This window comes from Rhizobium halophilum (assembly GCF_021648825.1).
Classification (GTDB): Bacteria; Pseudomonadota; Alphaproteobacteria; order Rhizobiales; family Rhizobiaceae; genus Neorhizobium; species Neorhizobium halophilum.
The window spans coordinates 161,528-179,648 of the sequence record NZ_JAKJHS010000005.1 but is presented as its reverse complement, the minus strand read 5'-3'; the positions used below and the strand labels follow the sequence as shown (position 1 = coordinate 179,648).

Below are 18,121 nucleotides of genomic sequence, written 5' to 3'. Positions count from 1 at the left end.
TCGCGGAGCCGGCAGAGCGCCGGCTCCATACCTCAGGCCGCCGGAGCGGCAGCGATGCGTGGCATGCGGACGTCGTCCAAGCCCAACAGGAAATTGATCTGCGGACGAGCCTTGACCAGGTCGTCGATCGTGTATTCGGTCAGGACATCGAAGAATGCGTTGAGCGCCTTTCGCAGTGCCGAATTCAGGCCACAGCTATCCACAAGCGGACATTCCGCAACGCCATCCTCGAAACATTCCGCCATGGCGAAACTGTCTTCTGTCACCTTCACCACGTCGAACAAGGTGATGCGCTCGGCAGAACGCCCCAAGCGTACACCACCATTGCGGCCGCGCACCGTTTCTACCAGGCCCGCGCGCGTCAGCGGTTGCAGGATCTTGAACAGAAAAAGCTCCGACACTCCGTATGCCTTGGCGATCTCCGGGATGCGGCTGAGGCGTCCCTCGTTGGCAGCGCAATACATCAACATGCGCACCGCATAGTTCGTTTGTTTGGTCAACCGCATGCGGATGTCTCCCTGAGTCTCTCGAAAACACCATATAATGCCCCGGCCAGTTTTGAACAATTCAAAAATAAGAAATTCGTGATCAAGTTTTAACTCGTACCCTCCCCTATTGACCCCGTCGTGAAATCATGAATTTGCTCATCAGGTATCCTGAGACATGCGGAGGACCAGATGAAGATCTCAAAAACTATCCTTGCAGCCGGACTTTGGGCCGGCGCTTCCCTGCTTTCGGCCCAGTCTGCTTCGGCCGACGGGGAAGTGAACGTCTACTCTTATCGGCAGCCTGACCTGATCAAGCCCCTGCTGGACAAGTTCACCGAGGAGACCGGCATCAACACCAACGTGTTGTTCCTCGACAAGGGGCTGGTCGAACGCATCCAGGCGGAAGGCGCCAACTCGCCGGCCGACGTCATTCTGACCGTCGACATCGCGCGGATCATGGAAGCCAAGGAGGGAGACGTCACTCAGCCGGTCACGGACAACGAGACGATCAACGAGGATATCCCGTCACAGTTCCGCGATCCCGAGGGCGAATGGTTTGCGCTGACGACACGCGGACGTGTCGTTTATGCGTCGAAGGATCGCGTCCAGCAGGACTCCATCACCTACGAGGAACTCGCCGATCCGAAGTGGAAGGGCAAGATCTGCATCCGTGATGCCCAGCATTCCTACAATATCGGGCTTATTGCTTCGATGATCGCCGCGCACGGCGAGGACTACACGGAGACCTGGCTCACGGGTCTGAAGAACAATCTCGCTCGCAAGCCGAACGGCGGTGACCGCGACCAGGCAAAGGCCATCTTTGCGGGAGAGTGCGACATCGCGCTTGGCAACACCTACTATGTCGGCCTGATGAAGACCAACGAGAAGGAGCCGGAGCAGAAGGAATGGGCTGAGGCGATCAAGGTGCTCTTCCCCAACACAGAAGACCGCGGCACGCATGTCAACATTTCCGGCATGGCGCTGGCGAAGAACGCTCCGAACAAGGACAACGCCCTGAAGTTGATGGAATTCCTGGCCTCGGGCGAGGCCCAGAAGATCTATGCGGAGCAGGTCTTCGAGTATCCCGTCATGCCTGGCGCAGAACCGTCGGAGATCGTGAAGGGCTTCGGGACCATCAAGCCGGACACGCTTCCGCTTGCCGAGATTGCCGCCAACCGCAAGAAGGCTTCGGAACTGGTGGACAAGGTCGGCGTCAATGAAGGCCCTGAGGGCTGATCAGCCCTTAACAGCAAAGGCCGGCGATCCGCCGGCCTTTTTTGATTCCAAGTCCCGAGCCGGGATTCTTGTTCAGAGGCCCAGGCCGAATGCGGAAGCGATCCAGGTAGACCCGGCAACAGCGGCTAAGACAACGACCGCCATCAGCCCGATCCGTGTCCAATAAGCGCGCCGAGCACGCTTCTCATCCCACTCGTACACCATAACTCCCCACTCCATCAGCGGAGGGGAAGTTAGCGCGGTGCTAATTAAGATCAATAGCACGTAGGATGCGCAGGACTTTCCTGTGCATGTCCCATCACTTCATCGTCGGCATGATAAACTCGGCGCCGTCCTTGATGCCCGAGGGCCAGCGCGACGTGACGGTTTTGGTCCGCGTCCAGAACTTTATGGAATCGGTGCCGTGCTGGTTCAAGTCGCCGAACGAGGAGGACTTCCAGCCGCCAAAGGAGTGGTAGGCAAGCGGAACCGGGATCGGCACATTCACCCCGACCATGCCGATATTGATGCGGCTGGCGAAATCGCGCGCAGCGTCTCCGTCGCGGGTATAGATCGCGACACCATTGCCGTACTCATGCTTCATCGGCAGTTCGAGAGCTTCCTCGTAATTGCGCGCCCGGACCACGGAAAGAACGGGGCCGAAGATCTCCGTCTTGTAGATGTCCATGTCCGGCGTGACACGATCGAACAAGCAACCGCCGACGAAGTAGCCTTCCTCGTAGCCCTGCAGCTTGAAGTCTCGTCCGTCGACCACCAGCTCAGCACCCTCCTCCAAGCCACGATTGATCAGGCCGAGGATGCGGTCACGCGCCTCCTTGGTGACGACCGGGCCCATGTCCGCCTTATCGTCGGTGTATGGACCGATCCGAAGGCTCTCGACCATCGGGGCCAGCTTCTCGACGAGGCGATTGGCAGTCTCCTCCCCAACCGGCACTGCGACGGAGATCGCCATGCACCGCTCGCCAGCAGAGCCATAACCGGCCCCCATCAGGGCGTTTGCCGCTTGGTCAAGGTCGGCATCGGGCATGATGATCATGTGGTTCTTGGCCCCGCCGAAGCACTGGGCGCGCTTGCCGTTCATCGCCGCAGTACCATAGACGTATCGCGCAATTGGCGTGGATCCAACGAAGGAGATCGCGCTGATGTCGGGATTGCTCAGGATGGCATCCACCGCCGACTTGTCGCCATTGACGACGTTCAGGATGCCGGCCGGCAGGCCTGCTTCGATCATCAGCTCCGCCAGGCGAATCGGCACCGACGGATCACGCTCCGATGGCTTGAGAATAAAGGCGTTGCCGCAGGCGATCGCAGGTGCGAACATCCACATTGGAATCATGGCGGGGAAGTTGAAGGGGGTGATGCCAGCACCAATCCCGACGGGCTGTCGAATGGAGTACATGTCGATGCCGGGTCCGGCGCCTTCGGTGAACTCGCTCTTGGACAGATGCGGTATGCCGATCACGAACTCGCAGACTTCCAGGCCGCGGACAATGTCGCCCTTGGAATCCTCGACGGTCTTCCCATGCTCCTTCGAAAGCAGCTCCGCGAGTTCCTGCATGTTCTTGTTCAGAAGCTCGACAAACTTCATGAAGACACGGGCGCGGCGCTGCGGATTCGTGGCGGCCCAAGCCGGTTGCGCCGCCTTGGCGCTTTCCACTGCGGCGCGGAGTTCGGCGTCGCTGGCCAATGATACCGTCGCCTGAACCTCTCCGGTGGCAGGATTGTAGACGCTCGCGGTACGTCCGCTCGAGCCGGTGACGTGCTTCCCGTCGATAAAATGGCCAACTTCGTACATAGGTTTGCCTCCAGTTTCCTTGACGGCGAAACTGGCACTCAAATTTGCACAAGGCAACGCCATAGTTTACGCAGCCGCTGTGCAAAATATGACATAAGGAAACGACGGTGAACTGGGATGACGTTCGCTTGTTTCTCGCCGTGGCGAGAGCGGGGCAGTTGCTTGCCGCCTCCCGACGCCTCGGCATCAATCATGCTACGCTGGGACGGAGGATGACCAATCTGGAGGAAGCCTTGGGCAGCCGCCTCCTGATCCGCCGAACCAATGGGTGCGAGTTGACGCCCGAAGGGGAGAAACTTTTTCGTGCGGGAGAGCGCATGGAAGCAGAGATGCTGGAAGCCCAGGCAACGAGTGGGCGCATCGATACCATCATCGCAGGGACAGTGCGCATTGGCGCACCGGACGGCTTCGGTGTTTCCTTCCTCGCACCACGTTTAGGGCAGTTAACAAGGCGCCACCCTCAACTCAAGCTGCAACTGGTTCCCGTCCCCCGCTCCTTCTCGCTTTCTCAACGGGAGGCCGACATCGCGATCACGATCGAACGACCGACCCAAGGCCGCCTGGTTTGTGCGAAACTCGTGGATTACTCTCTTGGCCTTTATGCCTCACGCGCCTACGTGGAAGCCCATGGAGCCCCTGACAACGTGGAGGCGCTGAAGCGCCATTCGCGAACGGGATATGTTGAGGATCTGATCTTCTCTCCATCCCTCAACTTCACCGGCGAAATCATGCGCGACTGGGATGCGAGCTTCGAGATCTCCAGCGCGATCGGTCAGACAGAAGCGGTGCGTTCCGGTGCCGGCATTGGCATCCTGCATGACTACATCGGGCGGCAATATCCGGAACTGATCCGAATCCTGCCCGAGGTGGTGATCCGCCGCGCATACTGGACCACCTATCATGAAAGCAGCCGCGATCTGATGCGGCTGCGCGTGGTGGTGGATTTCCTCCACGAACTTGTTCAGGAAGAGCGGCAGATCTTCATGTGAGAGATCTGCGCGCATAAATCAGGCCGCTATGAACGCGGCGGCGGGCAGTCCCAGGCCGCTTGCGATCCGCTGCAACAGCGCCGGGTCGGCCCCCTCTCCGCCTTCTACCGCGACCAATTCATCAACAGTCAACCCGGTTGTGACGGCCAATTGCTCGAGGGAATAGCCGACAGCCTCACGAGCCTCGCTGACTGCGTTTGCCAACTGACGGCCGATAACTTGTTTATCGGCGTCGGCTTCAAAGCTGCTGATACAAATCGACATAAGGACAACTCCTTCAACAGGGTCTCGCCAAAGCGATGTTTGAAAATCATATAAAATGGGAGCGCGATGCTGTGCGTCGCAACAAAGTAGGTAGTTCTGTGTCAATGACAAGTCGGAGCCATCACCGGCAGGTGAGCTCCATGAAGCTGTAACCAGATAGGAAGTGGTACGGTTGGGGGGAATTGAACCTCCGACCTCAGGTGCCACAAACCTGCGCTCTAACCAACTGAGCTACAACCGCACAATCGACGCTCTTGGCGCCGTGCGGCTCCAATACGAGCATCGACCGATATTTGCAAGCCCCTCAAACGGCAAAGCCAGCGTTTTTCCGCTGGCTTGCGAAGGGCAAAACCTTCCTGGGTCAGGCCGCCTTGAAGTTGGACATTGCCTTCTCGGCCGCTTCCTTACCGGGTTGGCTTACTGCTTCAGCCATCTTGCGTGTGGCATCCTGGAGCGACTTCGCCTGCTCGACTGTCAGTTCCGCCTGCTTGCGGATGAAGGTGGTCTGCAACTCAAGGAATTCAGAGACCGACTTGACGCCCATCAGCGATTCCATGTGCGAAAGCGACAGGTCCGTGTTAATCCGCAGGGCTTCGATTGCCTTCAGGCCAATCTCCACGGAGCCTGCTTGAGCAGACTGCAACGTCGCTTCGGCGGCTTTGCTTGCCTCTTCCGCTGCGGTCTTGACCCGGGAATAGGTTTCACGTGTCTGAGCGACACCCTTTTCGGTGAATGCGCGGTAGCTCTCCGTCAGCGTCGCCGGATCGAACGCCGTGAAGGAGAAAACGTCATCTGAACGGTATGCCATGATCTCTTCCTCAATTTGGTTGCGCCCAACTAATGTCAGGTCCCATGGCCTACATATAGAGCATACGCTATCGCATTGCAACATTTATTGTGCACTGCACAAATCACTTCGTTAACCTTGTAGCGCCTTAACATAGCTCGCTTGTGGACCTAAACAGCAGCTGTCGCTATTAACTGTCTGTTAACATGTCGCGCGACCCTAGGCTCAGCCCATGCCAATGATCCAATACCCGTTCATCGATATTGCCGTTCAGGAGAACGTCCGAGAACATTTCGCCGCAGGCAAAGCTGTCGCGCTGCTCTCCCCTGACGTGAACGAGATCATATGGGCGAACGGTCGCGGGGCTACTCTGTTCGGATATGGTTCCGTTTATGACCTACTGGACCAGGGGCCGCCGGCAAACAGCCTGCTCTTGCGACAGATTTCAGCGGTGAGCCGCAAGCTGCGGAACCTTGGCGACACGGTTTCGGTAACCGTACGTGTTGCCAGTGGCTTCCGCCGCATCACCGTTACGGGATCCTGTACACTCATAGAAGTATATGGCCAGCCGTGCGTCCTTTTTTATGCACCTTCCGACCAAACTCCCATGACTGCCATCGACCGTGCAAACAGCATGATCGACGGCCTGGATGATCCGGATACCCATCTGGCCGTTGTTGATGCAGACGGAAAGGCTATCGCCTGCTCTCACGGTTATAAGGAGCTTGAGCTGACGCCCCAGACGGCCCGAATGCTGGTGACGATGTCTGGAGCCGATGCCAGTGGCCTCGTGAAGCGCCCCGTTCCCACGGCGAAGGGTTATCTGCCGGCAGCCATGGCCAAGGTGTCTGCGGATCCGGCTCTCCACCTCCTATTCGTCGTCGAGGCGGCCGCGCCCGGGACCGACCAGCCTCCCGGCGAAGAAGACGGCAAACGCGAAGCCGAAACATTTGGAGGCATCCCCCCGGAGGTTCCCGCGCGTCCGGCCTTTGACGAGGCTATCGAGGACGTTGCCGAACTTCAGGATCTGCCGGAGATCGACGACTTTGCCGAGACCGATCCATTGGAGATTGAGCCAGTTGCGCCCTTGGCAGAGCAAGTGCCGCAGCCGGACTTGGATACCGAGCGCGAATCCGTCCTCGAGGCGAAGCCGCAGCACGCTGCCGATGTCTCGACGGCAGAACTCGCCCCTCGGCAGCCTTCGCTGATCGACATGGAAAGCTTCGTCTTTCGCCGGGATGCCCGGGCTACCCGCTTTGTCTGGAAGATCGATGCCGAAGGAAGGTTCTGCGAGATATCGGAGGAATTCGCAAAGACCGTGGGGCCACACGCAGCCGATATTACGGGCATGCCGTTCAACGACGTCGCGGGTCTGTTCCACCTCGACCCGGAAGGGAAGATTGCTGAGCTACTGCGCAAACGGGATACGTGGTCCGGCAAAACGATATGGTGGCCGGTGGAGGGGACTTCTCTTGCTGTTCCCATAGACCTGGCCGCACTGCCTACTTATACGCGCTCTCGTATTTTCGACGGATTTCGCGGCTTCGGGATAATTCGCGTCGCCGATGCTATCGAGGATCCGCACGCTGTGGGTCTTGGCCTCGGGAATTCGCCGGCTGAAACGGCTGGCGCGCAGGAGCAGGCGGAACTTCTCGACCAGGACCTCGATGCCCAGCCCGACGTCTCAGAAGATCTCGCCTCAGCCGAGGAAACGTCGGACGACGAGGAGCGGGCTGAGGAGGGAAGCAGCGCCGTCGGCACGGAAACGTCCTTGTCGTCCGATGCCGATCCGGCGCCAGAGGCAGAGTCAGGAGATCCGGCACCCCCAGTGGAAGACCAGCCGTTGGAATGGCCAGACGGCGAGCGGCCGGCCCTCCGGATCGTCGGAAACGACCGTGAGGCTTCCGGAAAGGTGATCCCGCTCGATCAGCGCAGAAAGCGCCGCGAGACGCTGTCGCCCGTCGAGCAGGCGGCTTTCAAGGAGATCGCCCGCCAGTTGGACAGCTTCATTGGCCGGTCAGCGACAGGCGACCTTGAGGACACCCCGGAGCCGCCGCCCCCCTCCGACGCCATCGATCAGGAAACCTCCGAGATAAAACAAGAGGCGCCTGCCTCGGAGGATGCCGAGGTTGTCTCTCCGACCGTAGAAGTGGATGCGGAGGATGAGGTGATAAGCTCGCCAGAATTGGTGAGCTTGGAAGACGAGGTGACCGAGACTACGACGGATGATGCCGAAGGGTACAACGTCGACCATCTGGCGCAGGGGGAACCGGCCGCGGCCGACCCGGACAAACAGCCAAAGGAGCTCAAAAGCGGCCTCTCAATCCATCGTGGGCGCAACGGGCTCTCCAGCGAGGTTCTGGATCAGATGCCGGTTGCGCTTCTCGTGATTGCCGGCGACGAGTTGATCCATGGAAATCCAGAATTCCTACGCCTGACGGGGTATGCGACGCTACAGGAGCTGGCAGAAGTCGGAGGCCTCGACGCCCTCCTCCAGCGGCGCGACCTGGAAGGGAAGACGGACGCACCAGGCGGTATGGTTGTCGTTCGCGCCGACGACGAAGTTGTGCCGGTGACAGCTCGCCTACAGTCGGTGCGTTTTGAAAATGCGACCGCATTGATGCTGGCGTTGATGCCAGTCCCATACCTCCAAGAGGCGGACCCGCAGGCTTCAGAGGCACAGGTGGTTACGCTTCCCACCTCCCGGGCTCCCGATCAGAACCTCCGCCTCCAGGTGGAAGTCGACGAACTACGCGCCATCCTCGAAACGGCTACCGACGGCGTCGTGGTCATCGACGCGGAAGGTAACATCCGCTCGATGAACGGGGCCGCTAGTGCCCTCTTCAACTACGACAACGAGGAAGCAGCGGGCAAAGCCTTCGTCATGCTGTTCGCGCATGAGAGCCAGAAAGCCATCATGGATTATCTGACTGGACTGTCGGGCCATGGCGTGGCGAGTGTCCTCAACGACGGTCGGGAAGTTATCGGACGTGAGGCCGCAGGAGGATTCATACCGCTCTTCATGACAATCGGCAGGCTTAGTTCCTCGAACGGTTACTGTGCGGTCATCCGAGACATCACACAGTGGAAAAGGACGGAGGAGGAACTCAGAAGCGCGAAACGTGCGGCCGAGACTGCCAATGCCCATAAGAGCGAATTTCTGGCTCATGTCAGCCATGAGGTCCGCACGCCCTTGAACGCGATCATCGGCTTTGCAGACTTGATGTCGAGCGAACGTTTCGGGCCGATCGGACATCCACGATACGTCGAATACGCGAATGACATTGTACGGTCAGGCAGGCATGTCCTGGACATCGTCAACGACCTCCTGGACATCTCGAAGATCGAAGCGGGCGAGATGGACCTCGATTTTGCTGCGGTGGACTTGAACGAAGCTGTGTCGGAAGCTGTGTCACTCGTGCAGCCTCAGGCCAACGGGCAGCGGGTGATTATCCGCACCGCACTCTCTTATGCAGTGCCGCCGGTGGTGGCCGACCACCGATCGGTAAAGCAGATCGCGTTGAACATCCTTTCCAATGCCATTCGTTTCACCCCGTCGGGGGGGCAGATCGTGGTTTCAACTGTCTACGAGGCCGACGGAAGGGTCGTACTGCGGGTTCGGGATACCGGCATCGGCATGACACGCCAGGAATTGGAAACGGCCATGAAACCGTTCCGGCAGATTGCCGGCAGCACGCGCAAGCGGGGCGACGGCACTGGCTTGGGGTTGCCTCTAACGAAGGCGATGGCCGACGCAAATCGGGCCGACTTCTCTATCCAGTCCAAACCGCACGAAGGGACGCTGGTCGAGATCGCCTTCCCGCCGCAAAGGGTACTTGCGAACTGAGACCTCTGTGATTAGCAGTCCTCTGCCGAGAGGAGGTCACTTGCCCGTTCTGCCGAAGTCTATGCCACTAGCGGCTCGCCAGCCTGCGCGACTGCTGACATGGATGGCCATAGCCACTGCGACGATCGTTGCGATGCCTATCGTCGCGGTCGCCTGGATTGCGTTTGCCGATGGCGATGACAGCTGGCGCCACGTAATGACCACGATCGTCCCTCGTGCGACGGGGCGAACAGTTGAGCTCCTGTCTTTTACGGGCTTGCTCACGGCCGTCTTCGGTACCCTTACCGCATGGCTCGTGACGACATTCGAGTTTCCGCTACGGCGTACACTCTCCATCATCCTTATCCTGCCGCTCGCGGTCCCCTCTTATCTCGCCGCCTACGCCTTTGGCGAGTTCTTCGACTTCACCGGTCCGCTGCAAAGCACCTATCGGCTCCTCTTCGGATATCAAACCTCCCGAGACTACTGGTTTCCAGACATCCGCTCGATGGGCGGGGCGGTTTTCGTGCTGGGCTCCGTTCTTTATCCCTACGTCTACCTCGCGTGCCGTACAATGTTCCTGATGCAGGGGCGGGCCGCTGCAGACGTTGCCCGGACGCTGGGCGCAGGTCCTGCGAAGGTCTTCTGGCGCATTCAAATCCCGATGGCACGACCTGCAATCATGGTCGGCCTGACCCTGGTGATGATGGAAGCGATGAACGACATCGGGGCGGTCGAGTTTCTCGGCATCAACACGCTCACCTTCTCCGTGTATTACACCTGGCTCAACCGTGGCAGCCTCGCAGGCGCGGCGCAGATTGCCACGATGATGCTGGCCTTCGTGGCGCTGTTGATCCTGCTCGAGCGGATGGCGCGGCGAAGCCAGAGGTTTTCGAGCAGCAAGACCACGACGAGCGTCAACGACATGACGCGGCTGCGGCTGCGTGGCGCACCAGCGGCCGCGGCCACCATTCTGTGTAGCCTGCCGGTGCTCTCTGGATTCATTATTCCCGTCATCGTGCTAGGCGGCTTTGCGATGCGCCGCCTGGAAGCATACAGCGACCCACGCCTTCTGAGCGCGCTTTTCAATAGCATTATGGTCGCAACTGCGGCGGCCTTCACGGCAGCGGCAATTGGTTTCTTGCTGTCCTACTCCACCCGCTGCGACCGCTCGTCCGGAACGATGTTGGCGAGCCGCGTGGCTTCGCTGGGTTACGGCATACCGGGAACCGTCTTGGCCATCGGCGTCCTCGTTCCCCTCGCAAGCTTCGACAACGCACTGGACGGCTACCTCCGCTCAAGCTTCGGCGTCTCGACCGGCCTCCTCTTGTCCGGCAGCGGGTTCGCCATTGTTTACGCCTGCACCGTGCGCTTCATGGCAATGGCCGAAGGAACACTGGATGCAGGTTTCCAGAAGCTCTCGCCGCACATGGACATGGCCTCCCGTACCCTCGGCCGATCTCGGGGGCAAACACTGTGGTTGATCCTGCTTCCCAACATGAAGCCTGCCATGCTGACGGCAACGCTACTCGTATTCATCGAGACAATGAAGGAGTTGTCCGCGACCATCCTGCTGCGGCCTTTCAACTTCAACACGCTCGCGACGCTCGTCTATGAAGATGCTTCGCGCGCGAAGATCGAGGATTCCTCCGTGGCGGCCATGATCATCATCGCCGTTGGCCTGATCCCGATCCTTTTCGTCTCCCGCTCCATCGAGCGACGCAGTTGAAAGCGACCATCGGAAGCGACTGTCGCTGACGACTGTTTCAACCCGGGATCCGGCATCAAGCTCGCAATTCGGCAAGGTCTTCAAAAAGTTCCAGGGCCTGCGGGTTGGCCAGTGCTTCCTTGTTCTTCACCGGCCGCCCGTGAACCACATCCCGGACCGCCAGTTCGACAATCTTGCCAGACTTCGTCCGGGGGATATCTTGAACCGCAATGATTTTAGCGGGAACGTGACGGGGTGAGGCGCCCATGCGAATATGCGTCTTGACCTTCTTGATCAGTTCGTCGTCCAAGACGTGCTCCGGCGCGAGGCGGACGAACAGGATCACACGGACATCGCCGTCCCAATCCTGACCGATGCAAAGAGCTTCGGCAATCTCCGGCAGCCGCTCCACCTGATTGTAGATTTCGGCAGTGCCGATGCGCACGCCGCCGGGGTTCAGCGTCGTGTCCGAGCGCCCGTGAATGATGATACCGCCATGGTCCGTCCATTCCGCGAAATCGCCGTGACACCAGACATTGTCGAAGCGCTCGAAATACGCCGCTCGATATCTGGAACCGTCAGAATCGTTCCAGAACATGATGGGCATGGACGGAAAGGGCTTGGTGCAGACCAGTTCACCTTTCTCGCCACGGACAGGATTGCCGTCATCGTCCCAAATGTCGACCGCAAGACCGAGACCCGGTCCCTGGATCTCCCCCTTCCATACCGGCTCCAGCGGGTTGCCCAGCACAAAGCAGGACACGATGTCCGTTCCTCCGGAAATCGAGGCGAGTTGGACGTCGCCCTTTATCCCTTCATACACGAAGGAGAAGCCTTCAGGTGACAGAGGTGATCCGGTGGAGGTCATCAGCCGCAAAGCTGAGAGATCATGACTTTCCTTTGGACGGAGGCCGCTCTTGCGCACAGCGTCGATGTATTTGGCCGACGTGCCGAAGATGGTAAATTGCTCGTCCTGAGCATATTCAAACAGAACTGTACCATCCGGTGCAAACGGTGAGCCATCGAACAAGCAGAGGGTAGCGCCCACTGCGAGACCCGAAACCAGCCAATTCCACATCATCCAGCCGCAGGTCGTGAAGTAGAAGAGCCGGTCACCGGCGCTGACGCTGCAGTGTAGCCGATGTTCCTTCAGGTGCTGGAGAAGCGTTCCGCCGGCAGAGTGCACGATGCACTTCGGCACTCCCGTGGTGCCGGACGAGAACAGGATATAGAGCGGATGATCAAACGGGAGCGGGACGAACTCCAGGTCTTTCTCTTCGAAGCCCGAGATGAAACTGCCGTAAGTTCGACCGTCAGCCAGAGTGGCCGCGAGAGATTCGGCGCCACCAGCATAAGGAACGACCAAAACGGGAACGCCGAGAGCCGCCGAAACGCCACGCACCTTTTCGGAAACGTCCTGAACCTTGCCGTTATACCAGTAGCCGTCGCAACTGATAAATAGCTTGGGGTCGATCTGGCCGAAACGATCCAGCACCCCCTGCTCCCCAAAGTCTGGTGAACAGGACGACCAGACGGCACCGAGCGATGCGGCAGCCAGCATCAGCGCAACAGTCTCCGGCATGTTTGGCATCATCGCTGCGACCCGGTCGCCCCTGCCAACTCCGCAGGCCCGCAAGGCTTGCTGAAGCTTGGACACGTCAGACCTCAAGCGGTCCCAGGACCACCGATCCCGCGCCTTATCCTCTCCACGGAAGACGATGGCATCGCCCGCGCCGCGGCGCGACAGCAGGTTTTCCGCAAAATTGAGCGTTGCCTGAGGAAAGAAGCGAGCAGCAAGCATGTCGTCGCCATTGATCAGCACCTGATCGCCGGGATCTCCACGCACATTGCAGAAAGACCAGAGCTCTGACCAAAACTGCTCTGGTTGGCTTATGCTCCATTGATGGAATTGGTTGTAGCCGCTGATAGGGCTGCCGTAGCGCTCTGCACACAAAGACATGAATGCGTAAAGCGGTGTCTTCTGCTGCTCGGCCCGTGAAAGGCTCCACAGCGGCTTCTCACAATACATGGCGTCTCCTCCACTCATTCCTCTAGGTACAGCATGCTGCACCGCGAGACAAATTGGAATGGGGAGGCACAGCCTGTCGATTTGCGCCCAAATGCGATTTCCTATATCGGCATCCCAGCGCTAGCCGCTCCGTTCAATCAAGGCGGGTCAGTTTCACATCATGAAATCCAGCAGCAGACGCATCACGGGCACTCTTCGTCCCGCCTCACCGTGGTCTGGACATCTCGTGCGCGCGCTGCTGCTGATCGTTTTGTGTATCATCCTGATCGTGGTCCTGTTTCGCGTGGCCGCGCCGTTCGTAATCCAGACTACCGTCGTGCGCGCCGGGATCGAGCGCGCCATCGCGCGATGGACGGGTCACGACGTCGCGATTGAAGGAGAGACAACCCTCAGCTTCTGGCCACAGCCGCGCATCGAGGTGGAGCGCGTGACGGTCAGCAAGGTATCGTCCGGAGAGGTCCAGCTCCTGTCGCGGGCGACCAAGCTGTCTGCCGGATTCGGTCTGTACCAAGCAATCCAAGGGCGGGCGGAGTTCGAAGATTTTCATCTGGTTAATCCAGAAATCTTCGTCCTCAGGGACCGCAATGGCCGGCTGGATTGGGCCAATGGGGGCCAACTCAGCGCCGCTGCACGCAGTGTCGAGGCATCCGGCTCGGCTCTTGACCCGGCACTCGATCTCCAAGTTGGCGAAATTGAAATCGAAAACGGCCGCATTGAGGTCCAAGACGTCTCGACAGGGGAAACTTGGAGAGCCACCGGGATCAACGGTGACATCCAGTGGCCACGTCTTTCCGCCCCCGCGAGTGCACACGTAACGGCCCAAGTTGGGGGACAGGTCGTGCGCCTCGATCTGTCTTCGCCGCAGCCGCTGCTGTTGCTGACCGGCAATACGGCGCCGTTCGAAGGGAGCGTAGCCTCCCCGCTCCTCAGTGGCCGCTTTGCCGGTTCCGCAAACCTGGCAGAATACGGCTTTGCCTCCGGTGAGTTGGAGGTCGCCGCGCCTGATGTTGCCGAAATTGCCGCCTGGACAGGCACACAGCGTTTCGAACTGCCTCCCGTTACGCAGTTCCAAATGACTGCGCAATTGCTCACGACAGAAGGGACATTGCGTTTCGAGGATATGCAGCTTTCGCTGAACGGCTCTTCCGGACGTGGTGTGGTGGATTTCTACGCTCCTCCTACGGAAACCGCCCGCCTCACCGGAACCCTTGCGTTCGAAAGCCTTGACATGAGGTCGCTCATCGAAGCCATCACTAGAGCCCCGGTGGAGAAGGAAAATCCGAAAAGCCCTGCTGCACTCGCCCTTGATCTGCGGCTATCGGGAGAGGAGGCGACCCTCGGGCCGCTCAGCCTCACCGAGGTGGCTGTCAGTATCATGAGTGGCGCGGAAGAGGCTCGGGTCGACATCCTGGACGGCACCGTGGCCGGGGGCCGGCTCACTGGGCACATTGTTGGAAATGGCGCCAATTTTGGTGCAGGAGGCAATCTACGATTCGCTGTAGGCGACGCTGATCTCGCTCAACTTTCACATAGCCTGGGGTTAGACGGGCCCCTGCCCGAGGGCCAGGGTTCAGTGGAGGCGGACATCTCCTTCAACGACCGGCCATCCTTTGGAGCGCTTGCAACAGGACGAGGCGACCTCCGCATCAAAAGCAGGGCCGGAGCTCTTCCCGATGTTGATCCGATCGTCGTCCTGGAACGGATCAGCACGCAAAGCTATCTGCCCCTGCTCAACCCGGACGGCGAAGACTTTGAGTATGAGAAGCTTGAGCTTGAAGTTCGCCTGGCGGAGGGCGTGTTGCAGGTGAGAAGAGCGATGATCGAGGACGAAAGCTCCAACGTTTCGCTTTCCGGCATCGTCTCCTCCCGGAATGGCGGTCTGGCCCTGTCCGCCGTCATCTCCCGCTCCTCTGAGCAAGTTGCTAAACGCATCTTTATTGGCGGAAACTGGCCAGACGCAATGGCTATAGAGGTGCCTTGATTTCCCCGAGGCAAATGCGTGTCTACCGCTATTGGGACCCGTGACTTGCAGCATCTGGTCGACAATCAAGCACAGGCAGGCGGAAGCTCAGGCGCACAACACGCGCCTCCAAATTTCAGAGGCTTCCGCGCAACGCGACATGTTCGTCGCGGATTCTTCGAAGTTCTGACCGTTTTGATGCGATGGAAGCAAAGACAACGCCAATCGTCACAAGAGCGATTAAGATCGTGCAGATGGCGTTGATCTCCGGCGTTACACCAAGACGCACCTGCGAATAGATCTTGATCGGAAGTGTGGTTGCACCTGGGCCGGTGGTGAAGCTCGCGATAACGAGGTCATCCAGCGACAGGGTGAACGCCAGCATCCAGCCGGCCAGAACCGCGGGCAGGATCAGGGGCAACGTGATCTTGAAGAACGTCTTCACCGGCGGGCACCCCAGATCTAGCGCTGCCTCCTCCAGGCTCCGGTCGAAGGTCAGCAGTCGTGACTGCACGACGATTGCTACATAACACATGGTAAACGTTGTATGGGCGATCGTCACGGTCCAGAATCCTCGGTCTACGTTGACCGCAACGAAGAGCAGCAGCAGCGAAAGTCCGGTAATCACTTCCGGCATGACGAGTGGGGCATAGATCATGCCGGAGAAGAGTGTCTTGCCTGGAAACCGGCTGTAGCGCACCAGCGCAAGCGCAGCCATGGTACCGAAGACCGTCCCTATCGTGGCGCTCAACACAGCGACGCGGGCCGTAACCCAGGCAGCATCCATCAGCCCCTGGTTTGACCACATCGCCGCGTACCATTGCAGTGAAAAGCCGCCCCAGACGGTCACCAGCCGAGACGCATTGAAGGAATAGACCACTAAGATGATGATCGGGATGTAGAGGAAGGCGAAACCCAGCGTTAGAACGACGGGATCGAAGCGTGCCGATTTCATCGTCTACCCCACCTTCTGCTGCTGCTTCTGGAAGATCATGATCGGCACGACGAGCACCAGGAGGAGCAGAACCGCCACCGCCGAGGCTAGTGGCCAGTCGCGGTTGCCGAAGAATTCCGTCCAGAGCGTCTTGCCGATCATGAGCGTGTCCGGCCCGCCCAGGAGGTCCGGGATGACGAACTCGCCGGCGATGGGAATGAAGCAGATCAGTGAGCCTGCGATCACGCCTGGCATGGACAGTGGGAAGGTGATCTTCCAGAACGCCTTCAGCGGCGGGCAACCCAGATCATTTGCCGCCTCCAGCAGCGTGCCGTCCATCTTCTCCAGCGCAGAATAGAGCGGCAAAACCATGAAGGGCAGGTAGGAATAGACGATGCCTATGAAGACGGCGATGTCGGTGCGGTAGACCTGCACCTGCTCGTCGGGGCCCATCAGGCCGATCGTCTGCAGGAACACTGTCAGGAGACCCTCCGGCTTCAGGATGCCGATCCAGGCATAGACACGGATCAGAAATGAAGTCCAGAAAGGCAGGATCACCAGCATCACCAGCGTTGGCCTCCACCGGGAGGGTGCGCGGGCCATGGCAAGCGCCATCGGATAGCCGATCACCAGCAGAAGAAAAGTGGAGATGAACGCCATCCGCAACGAGGACAGGTAGGACTGGATGTAGAGCGCGTCCTCTGCGAGAAAGAAATAGTTCTCCAGGTCGAGTTGGGAGACAAAATTGCCGAGGGTGCCAAAACTGTCGAAGACAGGCGTGTAAGGGGGCATGGCGATCGCCGTGTCCGACAGCGAGATCTTCAGGATGATCAGAAAAGGTGCGGCGAAGAACAACAGGAGCCACAGGTAAGGCACCGCCACGACCAACCAACGTGCGGGCCCGGAATGAGAGGTCGTCGATATCTCTGCCATTGCCGCCTCTCCTCTTATCGGGTCAGCACCAGACCGGCGTCTCTTGGCCAACTCAACCACACCATGTCGCCAAAGGTGATCGGCCGGTCCACCAAGCGTGATACGTTCGCCTGCGCCGCGCGGACAATCCTTCCGTCGGAAAGGCTGACGAGGAAGACGGAGAAATCGCCGAGATAGCCGATGTCCCAAACCTCGCCATAGGCCGCATTCACGGAAGTGTCGGCGGGCTGGTCAGGACTGATGCGTACCTTTTCGGGACGGATGGCAAAAGCGACACGATCGCCGTGCTTGGCGGCGCAGTCCTGCTCGACTGCCACAATCAGTCCATCACAATCGAGAGTTACAACAGGCTGGGGCGACACGTCGCCCGACGGCGCGACTACAGTGCCTTCCATGATGTTGATGTCGCCGATGAAGTCGGCGACGTAGCGGCTGTTTGGCGCCTCATAGATTTCGGCCGGCGTATCGACTTGAACGATGACGCCCTTGTCCATCACCGCGATCCGGTCGGAAACGGTCATCGCCTCTTCCTGATCATGCGTGACGATCAGGAAGGTAAGGCCAAGCGTATGCTGGATGTCCATCAACTCGAATTGAGTCTCTTCACGCAGCTTGCGATCAAGCGCGCCCAGTGGCTCATCGAGAAGAAGGACCTTTGGTCGCTTGGCAAGCGAGCGCGCAAGCGCCACGCGCTGACGCTGTCCGCCGGAGAGTTGCCCGGGCTTGCGCTTGGCAAACTCTTCCAGTTTCACCAGCTTCAGCATTTCCTGAACGCGCCCCTCTATCTCCCCCTTTGAAAGCTTGTCCTGTTCAAGGCCGAAGGCGATGTTCTTCTCCACTGTCATGTGCGGAAAAAGCGCATAGCTCTGGAACATCATGTTCGTCGGCCTCCGATAGGGAGGCACCCCTGATATGTCGTTGCCCTGCAGCAGTATCCGGCCTTCTGTGGGCTCCTCGAAGCCTGCCAGCATGCGCATCAAGGTCGTCTTGCCGCAACCGGACGGGCCGAGCAGGGAAAAGAACTCGCGTTCGTATATGTCGAGGCTGAGATTGCTGACGGCGATAAAGTCGCCATACTTCTTGGTGATGTTTTCAAAGCGGATGAAGGGTTGTGCGGTGGGATCGTTCCAAGGTTCGAACTTGCGCTTTACGGGTCCCAGAGATTTGGCCAT

General features: G+C 59.2%; 13 protein-coding genes and 1 tRNA gene. 5 read left to right on the top strand and 9 right to left on the bottom strand.

The window, feature by feature from the left end; all coding sequences use genetic code 11:
* Nucleotides 1-32 precede the first annotated feature (32 nt).
* Nucleotides 33-506: an iron-responsive transcriptional regulator RirA gene (rirA, locus tag LXM96_RS12115; protein WP_239998752.1), complete on the bottom strand. Its 474-nt coding sequence runs from the start codon at nt 504-506 to the stop codon at nt 33-35.
* A gap of 171 nt (nt 507-677) precedes the next feature.
* Between rirA and LXM96_RS12110 the strand changes: the two genes are divergently transcribed.
* The gene (locus LXM96_RS12110; protein ID WP_239998751.1) at nt 678-1,724 is read left to right on the top strand and encodes a Fe(3+) ABC transporter substrate-binding protein; all 1,047 of its coding nucleotides are present in this window, start codon (nt 678-680) and stop codon (nt 1,722-1,724) included.
* A 298-nt stretch (nt 1,725-2,022) separates the two neighbouring features.
* On the opposite strand, the gene LXM96_RS12105 is transcribed toward LXM96_RS12110, so the two are convergent.
* Nucleotides 2,023-3,519 (bottom strand): CoA-acylating methylmalonate-semialdehyde dehydrogenase, encoded by a 1,497-nt coding sequence (locus LXM96_RS12105; RefSeq protein WP_239998750.1) that lies wholly within the window; start codon nt 3,517-3,519, stop codon nt 2,023-2,025.
* A 107-nt stretch (nt 3,520-3,626) separates the two neighbouring features.
* On the opposite strand from LXM96_RS12105, the gene LXM96_RS12100 reads away from it, so the two are divergent.
* A complete protein-coding gene (locus tag LXM96_RS12100; protein ID WP_239998749.1) occupies nt 3,627-4,508 on the top strand; it encodes a LysR family transcriptional regulator in 882 nt (293 codons plus the stop codon).
* 18 nt (nt 4,509-4,526) lie between these two features.
* Here LXM96_RS12100 and LXM96_RS12095 read toward each other — a convergent pair whose 3' ends face one another.
* The 3 genes from LXM96_RS12095 to LXM96_RS12085 form a co-directional block, all read right to left on the bottom strand.
* A complete protein-coding gene (locus LXM96_RS12095) occupies nt 4,527-4,772 on the bottom strand; it encodes a helix-turn-helix domain-containing protein (protein WP_239998748.1) in 246 nt (81 codons plus the stop codon).
* A gap of 164 nt (nt 4,773-4,936) precedes the next feature.
* Nucleotides 4,937-5,013: transfer RNA gene (locus LXM96_RS12090), tRNA-His, on the bottom strand.
* A 120-nt stretch (nt 5,014-5,133) separates the two neighbouring features.
* Entirely contained in the window at nt 5,134-5,583 is a 450-nt protein-coding gene (locus LXM96_RS12085; RefSeq protein WP_317208248.1) for a phasin family protein, read from the bottom strand.
* Nucleotides 5,584-5,791: 208 nt separating this feature from the next.
* Here LXM96_RS12085 and LXM96_RS12080 point away from each other — a divergent pair, with 208 nt between their 5' ends.
* Nucleotides 5,792-9,406, top strand: coding sequence for a sensor histidine kinase (locus tag LXM96_RS12080; protein WP_239998746.1), 3,615 nt, complete (start codon nt 5,792-5,794; stop codon nt 9,404-9,406).
* 103 nt (nt 9,407-9,509) lie between these two features.
* Nucleotides 9,510-11,114, top strand: a complete 1,605-nt coding sequence (locus LXM96_RS12075; RefSeq protein ID WP_394801950.1) for an ABC transporter permease — start codon at nt 9,510-9,512, stop codon at nt 11,112-11,114.
* A gap of 55 nt (nt 11,115-11,169) precedes the next feature.
* Here the strand turns inward: LXM96_RS12075 and LXM96_RS12070 are convergent, their stop codons facing one another.
* Nucleotides 11,170-13,053 carry an acetoacetate--CoA ligase gene (locus LXM96_RS12070; protein WP_394801949.1) on the bottom strand — a complete coding sequence of 628 codons (1,884 nt, stop codon included), beginning with the start codon at nt 13,051-13,053 and terminating at the stop codon, nt 11,170-11,172.
* Between the two features lie 295 nt (nt 13,054-13,348).
* Here LXM96_RS12070 and LXM96_RS12065 point away from each other — a divergent pair, with 295 nt between their 5' ends.
* Nucleotides 13,349-15,103, top strand: a complete 1,755-nt coding sequence (locus LXM96_RS12065; RefSeq protein WP_239998744.1) for an AsmA family protein — start codon at nt 13,349-13,351, stop codon at nt 15,101-15,103.
* A gap of 115 nt (nt 15,104-15,218) precedes the next feature.
* Here the strand turns inward: LXM96_RS12065 and LXM96_RS12060 are convergent, their stop codons facing one another.
* Genes LXM96_RS12060 through LXM96_RS12050 form a run of 3 tightly spaced genes read right to left on the bottom strand, consistent with a single transcriptional unit; the run spans nt 15,219 to nt 18,121 of the window.
* Nucleotides 15,219-16,037: an ABC transporter permease gene (locus LXM96_RS12060; RefSeq protein WP_239998743.1), complete on the bottom strand. Its 819-nt coding sequence runs from the start codon at nt 16,035-16,037 to the stop codon at nt 15,219-15,221.
* Nucleotides 16,038-16,040: 3 nt separating this feature from the next.
* Nucleotides 16,041-16,949: an ABC transporter permease subunit gene (locus LXM96_RS12055; protein ID WP_239998742.1), complete on the bottom strand. Its 909-nt coding sequence runs from the start codon at nt 16,947-16,949 to the stop codon at nt 16,041-16,043.
* A gap of 14 nt (nt 16,950-16,963) precedes the next feature.
* Nucleotides 16,964-18,121 carry an ABC transporter ATP-binding protein gene (locus tag LXM96_RS12050; protein ID WP_239998741.1) on the bottom strand — a complete coding sequence of 386 codons (1,158 nt, stop codon included), beginning with the start codon at nt 18,119-18,121 and terminating at the stop codon, nt 16,964-16,966.